This is a genomic window from Citrobacter sp. S39 (genome assembly GCF_009495675.1).
In the GTDB taxonomy this organism is placed as follows: domain Bacteria; phylum Pseudomonadota; class Gammaproteobacteria; order Enterobacterales; family Enterobacteriaceae; genus Citrobacter; species Citrobacter freundii.
Window position 1 is genome coordinate 2,161,810 of the sequence record NZ_CP045555.1, and the last position, 17,012, is coordinate 2,178,821.

The window sequence follows — 17,012 nt, forward strand, 5'->3', positions numbered from 1 at the left end:
AATGAGTAAAAAAATAACGGTTTTTGGAACGCGTGGTATTCCCGATGTATTGGGCGGTGTGGAGACACACTGTCAGAATCTTTATCCTGCCATTAAACAGCAGTTCGATGTGGATATTTGCGTGATTGCTCGCTCGCCATATGTAAATTACAAACGTTCGGTCTATAAAAAAGTCGAAACCTACGCGCTGTGGGCCCCCAAAAAGCGCTCGCTGGAAGCTATTGTCCATTCCGTTTTAGCGGCGTTTAGGACACGTATCGACCATTCGGATATTGTGCATGTCCATGCTATCGGCCCTGGCCTTGTGATCCCACTCTTACGCGTGATGGGTAAGAAGGTGGTTTTCACCCACCACGGACCTGATTACGATCGTCAGAAATGGGGTTTCGTTGCAAAAAAAATATTGCTGCTGGGCGAACGTTGGGCGGTGAGATATGCCAACGAGGTGATTGTGATTTCTGAAGTTATTAATCAACTGATCCAGAAAAAACATGGTCGCTATGATGCGCATTTAATTCACAATGGCGTAAACGAGCCGCGGTTGTTATCAGAGCTCACCATCGACAATACGCTCTCCCGCTTTGGGCTGCAGCCGAAAAATTATCTCGTTGTGGTTGGACGGTTTGTGGAAGAAAAAGGGATGCATGATGCCATTGCCGCCTATCAACACAGCGGTTTGACCATGCCGTTAGTGTTAATTGGTGATGCGGATCATCCAACCGAATACAGCATTCGCCTCAAAAAGCTTGCCGCCGACACGCCAGGCGTAGTGATGACCGGTTTCTTACGTGGTGATGAGCTGCAGGCGGTGTTTTCGCAGGCCAGGCTATTTGTGATGCCTTCATACCATGAAGGATTGCCCATTGCGCTGCTGGAGGCAATGTCATTTTCTCTTCCGGCCGTCGTCAGTGATATTCCTGCTAACCTTGAAGTTCAACTGCCTGCCGAGACCTATTTTAAGGTGGGAGATGTAACCGGTCTGGCCGAAAAATTAGGCCAAGGGGTAACAGCAAATAGCGTGGACTATCGTGTATATTTGCAAAACTACAATTGGCATGAAATCGCCAAAAAGACGGTTAACGTCTATCACTCAATTGATAAAGATATAGGTTAATTTTGACCAGTCCTCAAAATCGTCCCCCCGTAATCGAACGATTTTATACTCATCTTGATGAGACGATTGCGCAGGGGTTGACCCCTGAACAAAAAGAAGGGGTGGAAAATGCGATCCTGGCCTCGACGCTGGCTTCGCGGCATCAGATCGATATTCGCAGAAGCTTTCCCTTTTTCAGTAAGCGTTATTATCTGGTTTTTTTGTTTGGCAGAGATTTACGCCGCCAGCATCGCCAGGAATCAACCCTGTCGAGAATGCTGCTCACATTTTTGCTGCTGATTGCCGTGCTATTCGTCACCTGCTGCATATTGCTGACGCTGTATATGATCAAATCCGCGTTAGGTATTGATGTGTTCCAAAATTTTCACGTAGGTATCTGGGACTGGTGGTTAAGCCTTAAAGGCCGCTAGCGTTTACAAATTGGTGGAGGATGTCATTGCGATGAAACGTAAATGGGTTAGTGCGTTGTTGTGCATGTTTTTCCCGCTGACGGTCATGGCCGCATTGACGACCGTTACCCCCAAAGCATTAACTGGCCCGCTAACCAATCCGGGGATTGGCGTGGCAAGTTTTCATCAGGGATACGGTGAAACGCTGGGGCTGGCGGACTATCCCAATACCGGATTTGAATACGAGCGTTTTTACTGGCGGGACCTGGAGCCTGTCGAAGGCCAGTACAATTTTGCGTTGGTGGATGATGCCTTCAAATACGCGGCGGCACATCGTCCAGCGATGAATGTCGGGCTACGATTTATGGTACTGGCAGAGCCGGAAAGCGGTTCGCAAATTCCTGACTGGCTGATTAAAAAAGGCGTGAAAGGTACCTGGACGCCGGATAAAAAGACATTTGCCCCGGATTTAGACGATCCTCTGTTTATTCAATACAGCCAGCGTCTGTTGAACGCATTTGGTAAGCGCTACGATGGTAATGAGAATCTCGCGTTTGTTGATATTGGCATGGTGGGATCATGGGGAGAATGGCATAACAGCAACTTCCCGAACCTGAAGCCATTACTGGAGCGATACACCACGGCGCAACTGGATCGCTACGTCGCGATGCACTTTTCTGCTTTTCCGGTGACGCCAAAAACCATGCTGATAAGCGGCGGACAAAGTCTGGCGAATGCGGTGGAGCGTGGGGCAGGATGGCGTGCGGACTGTTGGGGGGACCTGCGCGTATTTTCGGACTCCTGGAACCATATGACTGATGATTACCCGCAGCGATTGCTGGCTGCGCAGCAGAGTTATTCAGGGTTCAACGACGCATGGAAACGTGCGCCGGTGAGCCTGGAGATCTGCTCGTATATGCAGGACTGGAAGAATACCTTTCACTATACACGTGCTGAAGTGCAGGGGATTTTTGACTGGGCGGTCAAACAGCACGCCAGTACCATTAACCTGAAATCGAGAGCGATACCCAGCGACTATCGACCGATTGTCGACGATGCGCTGACCAAATTGGGCTATCGATTTCGCCTGGCGTCCCTGAGCCATGAGTCCGTGTGGGACAGCGGACAAACGCTGACATTGAACAGTACCTGGTACAATGAGGGTATCGCTCCGATTTATCTGCCTTATATGCTGGCATTCCGTGTTGTGGACAATGCTAATAAGGTGGTGGCACAGGGGAATTCCGCGGAGGATATTCGCCGCTGGCTCCCCGGTAAGTATCAGGTCAGTTATGCGTTATCTATGCCAGGCCGACTGGCAAAAGGGCAGTACGCGATTGAGGTTGCGATGTTGGATAAGTCGGGTGCGGCGAGAATTAACTTTGCCAATGAAGGGAAGCAGAACAGCGGCTGGTACCGGGTATCAACAATAACAGTACAATAGTCAGACACAGCAGCGAGCCTGACGGTCAGGCTCGCTGCTGTGAACATTAAATTTGATACCCATTCGGGTTGTTTTTTTGCCAGTTCCAGGTGTCACGCATCATTTCATCAAGGCTGTAGATGGCCTTCCAACCTAACTCCTTATATGCCAGCGATGGGTCAGACCAACATTCGGCAATGTCTCCGGGTCTTCTGGCGACAAACTGATAATGAATTTTGGTCTGGGCCGCTTTCTCAAATGCTTCAATCAACTTAATCACGGAATAACCGACACCGGTACCGAGATTAATCACCTTGTAAGCCGCGCCTTTGTTCAGGCAATCCAGCGCGGCTAAATGACCGGTCGCCAGATCCATGACGTGAATATAATCACGCACGCCGGTACCGTCGGGAGTGGGATAATCATTACCGTACACCGACACGGTTTCCAGCTTACCAATCGCGACCTGAGAGATATACGGAACCAGATTATTGGGGATACCGTTAGGATCTTCACCAATCCGACCCGATGGATGGGCGCCGACCGGGTTGAAATAGCGCAGGCAGGTAATGCGGAAATCGGGTTGTGCACGTGAGAAGTCAGCCAGAATTTGTTCGACCATTAACTTAGACGTGCCGTACGGATTGGTGGTGCCGCCCGTACGCGATTGCTCGCTAAGCGGTACGCTTTCCGGATTACCATATACCGTGGCGGATGAGCTAAAAATGAAACGATTAACGCCTGCGGCCAGCATTTCATCCAGTAAAACCAGCGTTCCGGTGACGTTGTTTTCATAGTAGGCGAGGGGCTCTTTTATCGACTCTGAAACCGATTTAAGCCCCGCAAAATGAATGACATCGGTGATGTTATGGTTGGCGAAAATGTTTTTCAATGCCGGCCTGTCAAGAACATCGGCGATATAGACAATAGGCTCTCTTCCAGTAAGTTCCGCGACCCTGTCCAGCGAGATTTGACTGGCGTTCGCCAGATTATCGATGACAACGACATCATCGCCTCTTTCCAGTAGCGTTAAAACAGTATGTGAACCAATATAACCTGCACCACCAGTGACCAGAATTGCCATACAGACTCCAGATAAACGGGGATTGAGTCACGCCAGTACCATAGAGAACGCGTTATTGGTGACGTTTGGTAAGGTTATAGTTGCGATACCTCACCATGCATTTATAAGATATTTTTTTAAGTATAGATAAAAAGCTGAATTGGTTTATTTTTGTATCATAAACAATATAGTTATTTGAGAAGTTCAGCGTGTGGACGCCGTCACTGTGGTTGATCGACGAATTGATTTGTTCGATTAGGTTCTCATCAAAATTAGCGTCGTTCAGTGTCACTAATTCTTTGATATAGATTGATTTTCCATAAGTTTCAGGTGTGCACTCCTGAGTAAGGAAGTACATTTTATTTTCGACCTGATAGGAGGCTCCTGCGCCTCGATGATGAGGATTGCTCACTTTCAATGAGGGGGTAATCCGCTGCCATTGTCCATAAATATGATCTGCCGAATGAATAATTATTTCATTATCCATCGTGGTGGACAAAAGATAACAGGCTTCATTAATTGATATAAATAAGTTGTCGGTTAATTCGATATCAGAGATTAAAACTTTAACTTGCTTCCAGCGTGCAGGGAACTCTATTGACTGAAACAGTATTACCTCTTTTCTTTCTGAAGACTCGGGGATCATGAAGAGTTGATCGTTGATATGAATCAGATAAGGGAATGACAAATGACACTTTAAGTCGTCAAAGCCCTCAAGCTTAATATCATCAAGTTCAACCAGTTCACGGTCAAGAACGCGACATCGTAGCGTGCCTTTTGAGTTGCGAAAGCTAAGAGCTTCATAGAAAACATACAGTTTATCGTCTTTTTCAATCAGAAAAGGGTCAGCCTGAAATGTATATTTCTTTTTTAACTGCTGTGCAGTGGATTTGCTTAATATCTCCAGGGTGTTATCAGGGAATAAGTGTGTGCCATTATCCTTAATAAGCATGATATCCCACGACTCATGATAAAATAACATATTCATTATTCTTTTTATTTTTGCTTGCATTCGTACCGGCTCCTTTTATCGCCTGCACCATGTATGAACAGCTGTTTGCGACTCAGGAAATGAGACCTGTCGCAATATTTTATAAAATGTGCGAAAACCGATGTGGGAACACCAGTGGCCACTTTAAAGCTAGTCGCAAGTCCGTTTTTTGTCTACTAACAGAAATAGGGGGAGGAGATGTCCAGAGCATCCTTGCTCCAGTGGAAGAATTACTCGAAATGCACCTGCGGGTTTTCAGCAAGGGAAACGTAGGTTTTGCTGTTTTTATCCAGGGTACGGATTTCACCGCTTTCGATGTCATATACCCAGCCGTGCAGACGAAGAGCATTATTTCTCAGTCCAACCGCGACACAAGGATGCGTTTTAATGTTGTTGAGCTGCGCGATAACGTTCTCTTCCACCATGGCGTTAACTTTATCGATTGGGTTAGCCCAGGTTTTTTTCTCGACCACGGCTTTCGCGGCATCGGCATAGTGCAGCCAGTGAGCCACAGCAGGCATCGGATCCAGAGGCTGGCTATCGGCGATGGCTTTCATCGCGCCGCAGTTGGAGTGTCCGCAGATGACGATATCCGTCACTCCAAGTGCCACAACCGCGTATTCGATGGTTGCGGATACGCCACCCGGTTCCGGGCCGAAAGAGGGGACGATATTACCGGCGTTGCGGATAACGAAAAGCTGTCCGGGATCTTGCTGAGTAACGAGTTCTGGCACCAGGCGGCTATCGGAACAGGAGATGAAAAGCGCTTTAGGATTTTGGCTGGATGCCAGGCTGCGAAAGAGTTCCTTGCGTTGAGGGAAAATCTCTTTTTGGAAGTTGAGGAAGCCCTCAATGATATGTTGCATAGCAGTGTCTCTTTTCTCTGTTTAAGCAGGTTATGATGAAGATCACACTTTCCAGTTTAACACCAGCCGACAGAAGAGAAAGACTTTATAGCAGTTCTGCAACATCTTTGGCTAACTTTTCTCCACCGCGGCGAGGCGAATAGCGTGATGTGTGCTATGTGCTTTCCCTTTTTTGCCAATAAATCGGAGTTGTAGCGATAGCCAGTATTCACGCGATACCGTACATTTTTATATGTATCCACATTTTAAGGAATCATCATGTCCAGACTTCGTGCTTTAGCAACAGCTTTAGTCGCCGTTGCCGCGATGACGATGTGCGCCACCCCAGTATTGGCCAACCCCGGTAATGGCAACGGCAATGGTAATAGTGGCAACCATGGAAATAGTAGCAATCATGGTAATAGCGGGAATAAGGGCAATAGCCAGAAAGGCAATTCGCAGGCAGAACAACGTAAAAATTATGGTAAGCCGGACCATGTTGATAGTGACATCAGCTATAACGTGGCCAGACAGTATGCCGTCAGATATGGTTTGACGGGCTATAAGTCACTGCCTCCGGGTATCGCCAAAAATCTGGCGCGAGGAAAGCCGCTTCCTCCGGGGATCGCTAAGAAAAGTGTTCCATCCTCTATGCTGAACCAATTGCCGTATTATCCAGGTTATGAATGGCAGGTTGTGGGCGACAATCTGGTGTTGATTGCACTGAGTACGGCGATTGTCACCGCGGTAATTAATGGTGTGTTTGATTAAGTATTTTCGGGCTTAATGTGCTCTGTTCTACCGATGAGAAGCCCGCGTTGTGCGGGCTTCTCAGTTAATAAGGAAAGCTTACAGTCCGTACAGTTTTATTTTTCTATAGAGCGTGGCAATGCTGATCCCCAGTTCTGTCGCGGCTTGCTTTTTCCCCTCAACGCTTGAGCCGAATCGCTGGATGACGTTTTCGATAGCCTCCCTTTCCGCTTGTTTTCCTTTGCTGGCAAGCTGTCGGGGTTGCGCGGTCATCGTCGTTTTTCTACCGTCAGCGGCGGTAAGCAGGTAAGGGGGAAGATGGCTGGCGTTGATCCCAGCGGCTTCTCCGCGCATCACAAAAATGTATTCGATCACGTTGCGTAATTCACGAATGTTACCCGGCCAGTGCCAGGCATAAAGGCGATTAATAACGTCATCAGGCAGTTTTTGCGGTGGTCGCTGGTAACTGACCGAAAACTCATCGGCAAAATACTGTGCGAGGACCGCAATATCAGCCCGGCGTTCACGCAGGGAAGGAAGTACCAGAGGGACCACGTTCAGGCGATAGAAAAGATCTTCACGAAACTGATTATTTTCCACCATCGCGTTAATGTTTTTGTTAGTTGCAGCAATAATGCGCACATCAATATTGATGGTGTTATTAGAGCCAACGCGGGTGATCGCCTTTTCCTGCAATACCCTGAGCAGCTTGGCCTGCAGGTGCAGTGGCATATCGCCAATCTCATCCAGAAACAGGCTGCCGCCGTTGGCCAGTTCAAATTTCCCCATTCGCCCTTTGGGATCGGCCCCGCTGAATGCGCCGCGAACATAACCAAACAGTTCGCTTTCCAGCAGTTGTTCTGGGATAGCTGCGCAGTTGATTGTTACGAAAGGCGCGGCTTTACGTGGACTGCTCTGGTGAATGGCAAATGCCACGACCTCTTTCCCCGAGCCACTTTCCCCGGTGATGAGCACGCTGGCGTAACTGTTGGCGATTTTACCTATGGTACTTCTGAGCTGTTCCATTGAGGGAGAGTGACCAATTAGTCGTACCTGTATGTCGGACTCATAAGGGGATGGAGTAAGGTTACTCAGGTAGTCGTGTGCATCACGAAAGATAACCATGGTTAAGCGATCGTTATCCTGCGAGGAGAGCGAAATTTGTTTGCACAGTACATGATGTTTCTGACCTTCAAGCGTCAGCCACGCTTCTTCATCGCCATACAGGCTGTCCCCGGTTGTTTCAATGGTCAGAGGTAATCCCTGAACCTCGCGGTTGAGGATGCGATCGGCTGAATGATTGGCATGCCAGATAAGACCCTTGCCATCAATCGCCACCACGCCGCGGTCCATGGCATCGATCAGACGCCGAAATGCGCCAAGCGTTTCCTGTGCGCGTAAGCGTTCCAGGCATTCAAAGACCTTACTGGAGATCATTACGGCGATTTGCTCAATAAAGGTGACAAATTTATCAATCTGGCTCAATAACGTGTCACGCTGTGCCTGGGTTGAGCAAATAATCCCGATCACGCCAATCACGCGATTATTGAGAAAAATAGGTGCGTTCAAATCCAGCATTTCAGAACAGTAGTGGTGTTTTTCACATAACTGACACAGCGGATGCTCGCCGGGGTTTTTGATCAGTACCGTTTCTCGCACCTGCAATACGTGATGATAAATGTAGCCATTTTTGGCCACGTTCTCATTGAGCATATGCCGGTATTTCCCGGTACCCGCGATGCGCATTAAAGATTCATCAATGATTTCAACGTCCGTGCCCGTTATGCCAGAAATAGCATCGGCGTAATTGCATATATCATCCTGAATATTGCTGAGTACTGAAATCATGGTACTTCTCCGACGGTGTGTCACATTTCTCAAGGAAAATGATAAATAGGCGAAACAATGCAAAAATGATTTGCGAAAAATCAATCTACCACGCTGTTTTTGAATGTTTTTCTTATTTTATATTCCGCGATCACACTATTTATCAATGATGAGAATTTATCAAAACGAGGCGATAAACTGAGGTATTGATATTTTCGGTTGTCAATTTAAAATTTCATTTAATTTATTGAAATTAAAGCCTTTATTAAAATATTTATAAGAATTTACTCAATTCATAAAAAGCTGGTAAGTATTTTGCTCTATTGCCAATACCGATAACGGAAATATCTCTGTATTGCACCGATTACAGGGAATGAAATACCAGGACAATGAGGTTTTATGATGCAGGAAAACTTATCATTTTTTATCAACCAGACACCGTTTACCGAACATCCGAACGCGCCGCTGGCACCGTTTAGCCGCCAGGAACTGGTAAAAGCGTTGAATTTTCATCGGTCTATTCCGGGCTACGCGCCGACGCCGCTGTATACGCTACCGGCGCTTGCACAAAAACTGGGCGTAAAAAATATCTACCTCAAAGATGAATCTCAGCGTTTTGGCCTGAAAGCCTTCAAAGCGCTGGGTGGCTCCTATGCGATGGCGTGCCATATCGCTGAATTAGTTGGTAAGGATATCAGTGAACTGCCGTTTGACGTGATGACCAGCGAAGAGGTACGCCACGATCTGCAAACCGTCACGTTTGCTACCACCACTGATGGCAACCACGGTCGCGGCGTGGCATGGATGGCGCGCCAACTGAAGCAAAACGCCGTAGTTTATATGCCAAAGGGCTCTTCGCAGCAACGTCTGACCTCTATCCGTAACGAAGGCGCTACCGCTGAGATCGTCGATATGAACTATGACGATGCGGTTCGTATGACCGCAGAGCAGGCCGAAAAGTATGGCTGGATTGTCGTGCAGGATACCGCCTGGGAAGGATACGAAAAGATCCCGCAGTGGATTATGCAGGGCTACGGCACGCTGATGCTGGAGGCGATAGATCAGCTGCATCAGGTTGCGCCGACTCACATTTTTGTGCAGGCAGGCGTCGGCTCGTTTGCCGGCATGGTTCAGGGAATGGTGACGGCAGCCTGGGGTGAGAATCGCCCGAAAGTGATCGTCGCCGAAGCGTTAATTGCCGATTGCCTCTACCGCTCAGCCCGTTCGAAAGAGGGGGATGCCATTGCGGTGGGCGGTGATTTACAAACCGTGATGGCCGGTCTCGCCTGCGGTGAGGCGAACAGTATCGGCTGGAAACTGCTGCGCGACTATGCCAACGCATTTGCTTCCTGCCCGGATGAAGTTGCAGCGTTAGGCATGCGCATGTTGGGCAACCCGCTGGCAGGCGATCCACAGATTATTTCGGGTGAGTCAGGTGCGGTTACTACCGGTCTGCTGGCGCTGTTGATGACCTCACCTGAACTGGCGCAAACGCGTGAGCAACTGGGGCTGGATGCGCACTCTCGCGTGCTGTTAGTCAGCACCGAAGGGGATACCGACCCGCAACAATATCTGGATATTGTCTGGGGCGGACAGTACCCGGGCATCAACAAATAATTCCCTGATTAAGAGATATAACGGAGAAACCCATGTTATCTGCAAACCGCATTGAAGAAGTCATTAAAAACTGTCAGGCGCTGATCCAACAAAAAAGTTATTCCGGTCAGGAAGGTGAAGTGGTTAATGCCATAAAAACAATGATGCAGCATTACCAATTCGATGACATCCACGTTGATAAGTACGGCAACATTGTTGGCGGTATTGTCGGCAACCAGCCAGGGAAAACGTTGGTTCTCGATGGACATATCGATACCGTGCCGGTGAACGAAGAGAAGTGGTCCCGCAACCCATACGGCGGCGATATTGAAGATGGCAAAATTTATGGTCGCGGCACAACTGACATGAAAGGTGCCGTGGCGGCGATGATCTCCGCCGTGGGCTTTTTCGGTCAGGACAATCAGCGAAATTTTGCCGGGAAAATCTACGTTGCGTGCATCGTGCATGAAGAGTGTTTTGAAGGTATTGCCGCTCGCCTGGTCAGCGAGCGCTATAAGCCAGACTACGTGATCATCGGTGAAGCTTCCGAGTTAAACCTGAAAATTGGTCAACGTGGCCGCGCTGAAATTGTGGTCGAAACCTTTGGTAAACCCGCGCACTCCGCTAACCCGCAGGCGGGGATTAACGCGGTGTACAAAATGGCGCAATTGATCGACAAAATTCGCACGATTACGCCGCCAACGCATCCGGTTCTGGGGCCAGGCATTCTGGAACTGACCGACATTAAATCTTCGCCGTACCCGGGGGCCTCGGTGGTACCGGATTACTGTCGCGCAACCTACGATCGCCGTTTGCTGGTGGGTGAAACCAAAGAAAGCGTGATTGCTCCGCTGGAAAATGCGCTTGCGGAACTTATTGCTCAGGATCCGCAGTTTAAGGCCCGAGTGTCCTACGCGGTGGGTCAGGAGTCTTGCTATACCGGCGCCACGATTGAGGGAGAGCGGTTCTTCCCAGGCTGGGTGTACGACGAGTCCGACGAATTCGTGCAGGCAGCGTTGGCGGGCGTTCGTGAGACTGGCTTTAATCCAACCATTACGCAGTACTCATTTTGTACCAACGGTAGCCACTATGCGGGCGAAGCGGGAATCAAAACCATCGGCTTCGGTCCTTCACGAGAAAACCTGGCACACACCATTGATGAGTATATCGAGATCGAGCAATTAACCGGCTCGGCCAGCGGCTATTACAGCATTATCCAGACACTCTATCGCCAATAAAAATAAAGATAACCACCTCTTACCTTACAGGCGGTGTAGCTCAGCAGCACCGCCATGGAGAATAACGATGAAAACCATTTTCAAAAACGGAAATGTAATTGATGGGACGGGCAGTGAAGGCAGAATTGCCGATGTGATGGTTGATGAAGGACGTATTGTCGCAATCGGCCAAATTGAGGTTGGCGTTAATGAGCAGGTTATTGATGCAACAGGAAAAATAATTTGTCCTGGCTTTATTGATACCCATACGCACTCTGACCTGTCAGCCATTATTAACCCCGCTCTGTCGGCAAAAATTCGTCAGGGTATCACCACCGAACTGTTGGGCCAGGATGGCGTCGCCTTAGCGCCGCTACCGGAAGAATATATTCCAGCCTGGCGTAAAAATATCGCCGGACTGGACGGTGACACCGACAAAATTGACTGGAAATATAAAAATACAGACGGTTATCTCAATCTGTTGGCATCGCGTCATCCGGCGACAAACCTCGCGTATTTAGTTCCTCATGGCAACGTGCGCATGGAAGCGATGGGCCTGGATGGGCGTCCTTCGACCCGCGAAGACGTGGCGAAGATGTGTGAGGTCCTTGAGCGGGAGTTAAAAGCTGGGGCATTTGGACTTTCCACTGGTCTTATCTATATGCCTTGCGCCTTTGGTGATACTGCCGAAATGATTGAACTGTGTAAGGTCACGGCGAAATATGACGGGATTTTTGTGGTGCATCAGCGCAGTGAAGCTGACGATATTATCAACTCAACCCAGGAACTGATTGATATCGCCACAGCCACCGGCGTCTGGCTGCATATTTCGCATATGAAGGTTTGCGGCAAGAAAAACTGGGGGCTGATCGACCAAATGCTGGGCATGCTGGAACAGGCGCAGGAAAAGGGGATTCGTATCTCTTTCGACCAGTATCCGTATGTGGCGGGCAGCACGATGCTCGGCGTGATCCTGCCGCCCTGGGTTCACTCCGGTGGTACGGACAAATTACTTGAGCGTCTCGCCTCGCCCGAACTGCGCGCCAAAATGATTGACGATATTCAGCAGGGCATTCCTGGCTGGGATAACTTTATCGATTTTGCCGGTTTGGACCAGATTTTTGTCACCAGCGTGAAAACGGCAAAAAATCAGGATGCTGTCGGTTTGAACCTCGTCCAGTTGGGCGAGCTGCGTGGAAAAGATCCGTACAACGCCACCTTCGATCTGCTCTTTGAAGAGGAAAACGCCGTGGGGATGGTCGACTTCTACGGTACCGAAGAGCACGTGATTAAGTTTCTCTGTCGACCTGAACAAAACGTCTGTACCGATGGCTTGATGGGGGCTGGCAAACCGCACCCGCGCGTGTTTGGCGCATTCCCTCGCGTGCTCGGTAAATATGTTCGTGAAGAGGGATGTCTGAGCTGGGAAGCAGCAATCCGCAAGATGACGGGGAAACCTGCTGAAGTATTGGGTTTGCAGGATCGCGGACTGCTGAAGGTCGGTTATGCAGCGGATATCGTGATGTTCGATCCGAACACAATTGCGGATAAAGGCACTTTTGTTGAACCCAATCAGTACCCGGAAGGGATTGAAATTGTCATGGTTAATGGGCGCATTGCCTTAATCAATGGCACGGAAAGTTATGCCTGTAGCGGTACGGTTATTAGAAAACAATATTAATAAATAACGCTAAACACGCATGGATCTATCGCGACTATTTATGGCCGCGGTAGATCACTACACCCTAAGGACATCAAAATGAACCTACAAACGTCTTTACCTTCAGGTAAACCCAAGACCTGGAAAGCAAGATATACCGTCCTGACACTGATCTGGCTGGCGTGGCTGCTCTCTTTTCTCGACAGAATGGTGATGAGCGTTTCACTCCCTTATATTGGCAAAGATTTAAATCTTGATACGACTCAACAAGGTTTAATTATTAGCGCCTTTTTTATTGGTTATGCCGCGTTTCAAATTCCCGGTGGATTACTGGCGGATAAGTTTGGCTCGCGAAAAATCATGGCCATTGGTATTGCATGGTGGTCTGTGTTCACCAGCTTAACCGGCGCTGTGCTGACGCTTCCGCTGATGTTAGCAGTACGTTTCTTCTTTGGTATCGGTGAGGGATGTTTCCCGTCGGCCTCATGGAAGATGATATCAACTTATTTCCCATCGAAAGAACGTGGCCGCGCCACGGCGATTCAGTCAACGGTAAACACCTTAGGCCCAGCGCTGGCGGTAGTCGTGGCGGCAAGCATCATTGGGGCATTTGGCTGGCACATGGTTTTTATCGTGCTGGGTATTCCCGGTCTGTTTATCGCCGCAGGTATCTACTTATTTACGCGTGACAACCCGAAAGATCACCCTGCCATTACGCAACAAGACCTGGCGGAGCTGGCTGCTGACGACCAGGGGAGCCTGCAAAACACCAGTGCTATCGCGTTTAAAGACGTACTCAAAATGCCGGTGCTCTGGCAAATGGCCAGTATCTGGTTTTTGTTTGATATCACCTTCTGGGGTTTTTCAACCTGGCTGCCAAGCTACCTGATTACCGTACGAGAGTTTTCTCTGGCAAAGACCGGTGTCATGGCGGCCATTCCCTTCCTGTTCGGGGCTGGCGGAACATTATTAGGTGGTTATTGCTCAGATAAATTCAAACCCCAGCGTAAAACGCTGTATGTCGTAACCTCTGTTATTGCCGCGGGTTTCCTGTATCTGACCTTCAGCGTGAGCAGTGCAGATATGGCGGTGGTTTATCAGTGTATTTCAGCCTTGTTCATGTTTTTCGCTATGGCAACGTTCTGGGGTATTCTGATGGATACCATTCCCAGCAACATCATGGGGCGGGCATCCGGTATTGTTAACTTTGGCGGCCAGATGGCAGGGGTTGTATCAGCGCCCATCATCGGCTGGTTGATCCAAAGTAGCGGCGGAAGCTATAACAGCGCCTTTATCTTTATGATTGCCGCACTGTTGTGTTCTGCCGTCGTTACACTGACTGTGAAAAGCTCGCATGCAGTAGGGGCATTGCCCAGTAAAGCCTGATTAATCGCTGCCTCCCTGTGGCACTGCTGCTCCAGAGCTGCAGGGAGTTTCTCTCTAAATTCAGCAGGTTTGTACTCTTGTTCTCCATATTTGACCTGGTATGAAATTTATTTTTAGATAGCTATTCGCATATCCCCCCTCGTAGTTCTGATGAACAATATGCCGGTTATATGTCCTAAATTATTAAGAATAAATCATAATAAATGAGAGATTTGTCCTACGCGTGTAAGAATATTCCTTTTATGTTGTGTTAATGGTTTGATATTTAGATAGGCGCAAGGTTTAAAATTTGTAAATTACAGTGTTGCGTTTATACCTTGTTCTGCATTTTTTATAAAAAATGAATAAAATATACGCGTGATTATGTTAGGATTTACCTGATAAAGCCTTATTTTCAGAAATTATAATGTTGAAGGCTCGCCTGCTCTATAGCCATCGCCTCTCTTTATTTATCGGGATTCTTATACGCAATGAACGCGATAATCGTTGACGATCACCCATTGGCACGCATTGCCATCCGCAACTTACTCGATACTAATGGTATCGCTGTGACCACCGAACTCGACAGCGGAGATCAAGTGGTTCAAACCGTTGAAAAAACTAAGCCGGAGCTGTTGATTATCGATGTAGATATTCCCGGTATCAGTGGCATCGAAGTGCTGGAGCAACTGAGAAAGCGGCACTATGCTGGTGTAATCATTATCATTTCAGCCAAAAATGAATTTTTTTACGGCAAACGTAGCGCCGAATACGGTGCCAACGGATTTGTGAGTAAAAAAGAAGGTATGAATAATATTCTTGCCGCAATCGAAGCAGCAAAAAATGGCTATAGCTATTTTCCCTTTTCCCTTGAGCATTTTACTGGTTCATCCGTCAGCGAGCAGGATAAGCTTGATACGTTGTCGAATCAGGAAATGAGAGTATTGCGTTATATCCTTAATGGCATGGATTACAGCTCAATTGCCAGCAAAATGAATATCAGTAATAAAACGGTGAGTACCTATAAAAGCCGGTTGATGGAAAAATTAGATTGTTCATCATTAATGGAAATCTATGATTATGCGCAGAGAAATAAAATAGGATAGAGTAATGCTGGAACGCTTGTTTATTTTTTTGATGGTCATATTTACCATCGGGTTGTCTACGGGTGTAAGCTCAGCTCGGCAAGTTGAGCTAAAAAGTAACTATAATACTTCAGTACAAAATATCAGCTTGAACAGGGAAGAAACAAACTGGTTAGCGCATAAAAAAACCTTGGTTGTTGGTACCTGGTTACCTGAAGTCTCCCCCATTGTTTATCAAAATAGCGGCGAATATTATCGGGGAGTCAACGCAGATTACCTTGCGTTAATGCAAAAGAACCTCAATCTGAAAATCATTATAAAGCAGTATGATAATGAACAAGAGGCGCTGGCCGCGCTCGCCAATAACGATGTTGATACGCTGATAACCCAACTGTCCCGACGCCAGGATGTTGGCGGAAATTTGTTGCGTACTTCGGTATTGCTGACGACGTGGCCGACGCTTGTAACATCGCTAAAAAACACTATGCTGCCGCTGACCACGAACCATCAGGTTAGCGTCGCGTGTGTGCGGGATTGCCCTTTTCTCGATGTTATCCAGGGGGCCTTTCCTGAGGCTAAAGTCTCATTTTATGACGACGAGTATCAGGCCATGGCCTCGGTAGTGAATGGTGATAACCAATATTATATTGGTAACAATATCACCAGCAGCCATTGCATCTCTCGATACTTCTCACAATCACTGGTTATTACGCACTACTTTGATAAGCAAGAACAATATAATTATTTTGTCGTTAACGAAGATCAGCCGGTATTAAGAAATATTCTTGATGGTTTCATTACGTCAATCAGTAATGAAATTCATATGCAAGTCATGCAGAACTGGCTGAACCGCGGCAACCTTGCCTATCTGAATGCACCTATACCTTTCACCACTCAGGAAAAAGCGTGGTTGAAGAAAAAGCATGTCATCCGCATTTTAATCAACCCAGATTACCCGCCCTATACGCTGGTCGATCGCAGCGGTGAATTACGCGGTATTCTTGGCGATTTACTGAATATTATTCATCTGCAAACGGGGCTCGATTTTGAACCCATTTTAGCTAACTCTAAAAGCGAGCAGACAAAGCAAATAAGCGGCGAACAGTGGGATATGTATCCCACTATCACGCTCACTCATCAAAACCCGTACAATTCGACCTTTAGCGATCCTCTGATGAATGTGGCATTTGTGATGATCACTTCCCGTGAGGAAACCGCCGACTCGCTACTGGAGAAGCCGATTCGTATTGCGCTACCTGCCGGGCATGTACTGGAAAGCGAGCTGAAGCAACGCTATCCGCAGGCCACCTGGGTTAATGCTGATACTGGCAGTGTTGCGATGGTCATGGTCAAGGAGGGCAGCGCTGATGCGGCAATTGCTACCGAATTGTCAGCAAGGTTTATGGTCGATCATTACTATCAGAAAAATATGCACTTTTTTAGGCTTCCAGATATGCCTGGTGCCTCTGTAAGTTTTGCGATTTCTTCTCACGAGCCTATGTTGAAGTCTGTTATGGATAAAGCGCTACAGGCCATACCGCCACGTGAGATTTTGCAGATGACGGAGAAGTGGTCGAAAATTTCCAATACGCAGGTTGATTTATGGAGTCGATATAGCAAACAGTTCTATCAACTGTAGTGGTTTACTGAATTTGGCCACCTGAACAGAGGTGATATGCTCACCTCA

13 protein-coding genes and 1 pseudogene are annotated in these 17,012 nt (G+C 47.9%); 10 read left to right on the plus strand and 4 right to left on the minus strand.

The window, feature by feature from the left end:
- Position 1 precedes the first annotated feature (1 nt).
- Genes GFB57_RS10280 through GFB57_RS10290 form a run of 3 tightly spaced genes read left to right on the plus strand, consistent with a single transcriptional unit; the run spans position 2 to position 2,947 of the window.
- Positions 2–1,114 (plus strand): glycosyltransferase family 4 protein, encoded by a 1,113-nt coding sequence (locus GFB57_RS10280; RefSeq protein ID WP_003037168.1) that lies wholly within the window; start codon positions 2–4, stop codon positions 1,112–1,114.
- Between the two features lie 2 nt (positions 1,115–1,116).
- On the plus strand, positions 1,117–1,524 hold the full coding sequence (locus GFB57_RS10285) for a hypothetical protein (protein ID WP_003037166.1): 408 nt from the start codon (positions 1,117–1,119) through the stop codon (positions 1,522–1,524).
- A gap of 31 nt (positions 1,525–1,555) precedes the next feature.
- A complete protein-coding gene (locus GFB57_RS10290) occupies positions 1,556–2,947 on the plus strand; it encodes a DUF4832 domain-containing protein (RefSeq protein WP_003037165.1) in 1,392 nt (463 codons plus the stop codon).
- Between the two features lie 46 nt (positions 2,948–2,993).
- Here GFB57_RS10290 and galE read toward each other — a convergent pair whose 3' ends face one another.
- The 3 genes from galE to GFB57_RS10305 form a co-directional block, all read right to left on the minus strand.
- The gene (galE, locus tag GFB57_RS10295; protein WP_003037163.1) at positions 2,994–4,010 is read right to left on the minus strand and encodes a UDP-glucose 4-epimerase GalE; all 1,017 of its coding nucleotides are present in this window, start codon (positions 4,008–4,010) and stop codon (positions 2,994–2,996) included.
- Between the two features lie 52 nt (positions 4,011–4,062).
- The gene (locus tag GFB57_RS10300; protein WP_003037160.1) at positions 4,063–5,001 is read right to left on the minus strand and encodes a hypothetical protein; all 939 of its coding nucleotides are present in this window, start codon (positions 4,999–5,001) and stop codon (positions 4,063–4,065) included.
- 209 nt (positions 5,002–5,210) lie between these two features.
- Positions 5,211–5,846 (minus strand): carbonic anhydrase, encoded by a 636-nt coding sequence (locus GFB57_RS10305; protein WP_003037157.1) that lies wholly within the window; start codon positions 5,844–5,846, stop codon positions 5,211–5,213.
- A gap of 258 nt (positions 5,847–6,104) precedes the next feature.
- On the opposite strand from GFB57_RS10305, the gene GFB57_RS10310 reads away from it, so the two are divergent.
- Complete coding sequence (locus GFB57_RS10310) at positions 6,105–6,596, plus strand: anti-virulence regulator CigR family protein (protein ID WP_003037154.1); 492 nt, start codon at positions 6,105–6,107, stop codon at positions 6,594–6,596.
- Positions 6,597–6,674: 78 nt separating this feature from the next.
- Here GFB57_RS10310 and GFB57_RS10315 read toward each other — a convergent pair whose 3' ends face one another.
- Positions 6,675–8,423: a sigma 54-interacting transcriptional regulator gene (locus tag GFB57_RS10315; protein ID WP_008321488.1), complete on the minus strand. Its 1,749-nt coding sequence runs from the start codon at positions 8,421–8,423 to the stop codon at positions 6,675–6,677.
- A gap of 381 nt (positions 8,424–8,804) precedes the next feature.
- Between GFB57_RS10315 and dpaL the strand changes: the two genes are divergently transcribed.
- The 6 genes and pseudogenes from dpaL to GFB57_RS10345 form a co-directional block, all read left to right on the plus strand.
- Positions 8,805–10,019, plus strand: a complete 1,215-nt coding sequence (dpaL, locus tag GFB57_RS10320; protein ID WP_008321489.1) for a diaminopropionate ammonia-lyase — start codon at positions 8,805–8,807, stop codon at positions 10,017–10,019.
- A gap of 32 nt (positions 10,020–10,051) precedes the next feature.
- The gene (locus GFB57_RS10325) at positions 10,052–11,236 is read left to right on the plus strand and encodes a YgeY family selenium metabolism-linked hydrolase (protein ID WP_008321490.1); all 1,185 of its coding nucleotides are present in this window, start codon (positions 10,052–10,054) and stop codon (positions 11,234–11,236) included.
- Positions 11,237–11,303: 67 nt separating this feature from the next.
- Positions 11,304–12,896: a D-aminoacylase gene (locus tag GFB57_RS10330; RefSeq protein ID WP_008321492.1), complete on the plus strand. Its 1,593-nt coding sequence runs from the start codon at positions 11,304–11,306 to the stop codon at positions 12,894–12,896.
- Between the two features lie 78 nt (positions 12,897–12,974).
- Positions 12,975–14,261: an MFS transporter gene (locus tag GFB57_RS10335; RefSeq protein WP_003839760.1), complete on the plus strand. Its 1,287-nt coding sequence runs from the start codon at positions 12,975–12,977 to the stop codon at positions 14,259–14,261.
- 470 nt (positions 14,262–14,731) lie between these two features.
- Positions 14,732–15,346 carry an acid-sensing system DNA-binding response regulator EvgA gene (evgA, locus tag GFB57_RS10340; protein ID WP_003839762.1) on the plus strand — a complete coding sequence of 205 codons (615 nt, stop codon included), beginning with the start codon at positions 14,732–14,734 and terminating at the stop codon, positions 15,344–15,346.
- Positions 15,347–15,350: 4 nt separating this feature from the next.
- A pseudogene (locus GFB57_RS10345) lies at positions 15,351–16,961 on the plus strand (transporter substrate-binding domain-containing protein); the annotation flags it as partial.
- Between the last annotated feature and the right edge of the window lie 51 nt (positions 16,962–17,012).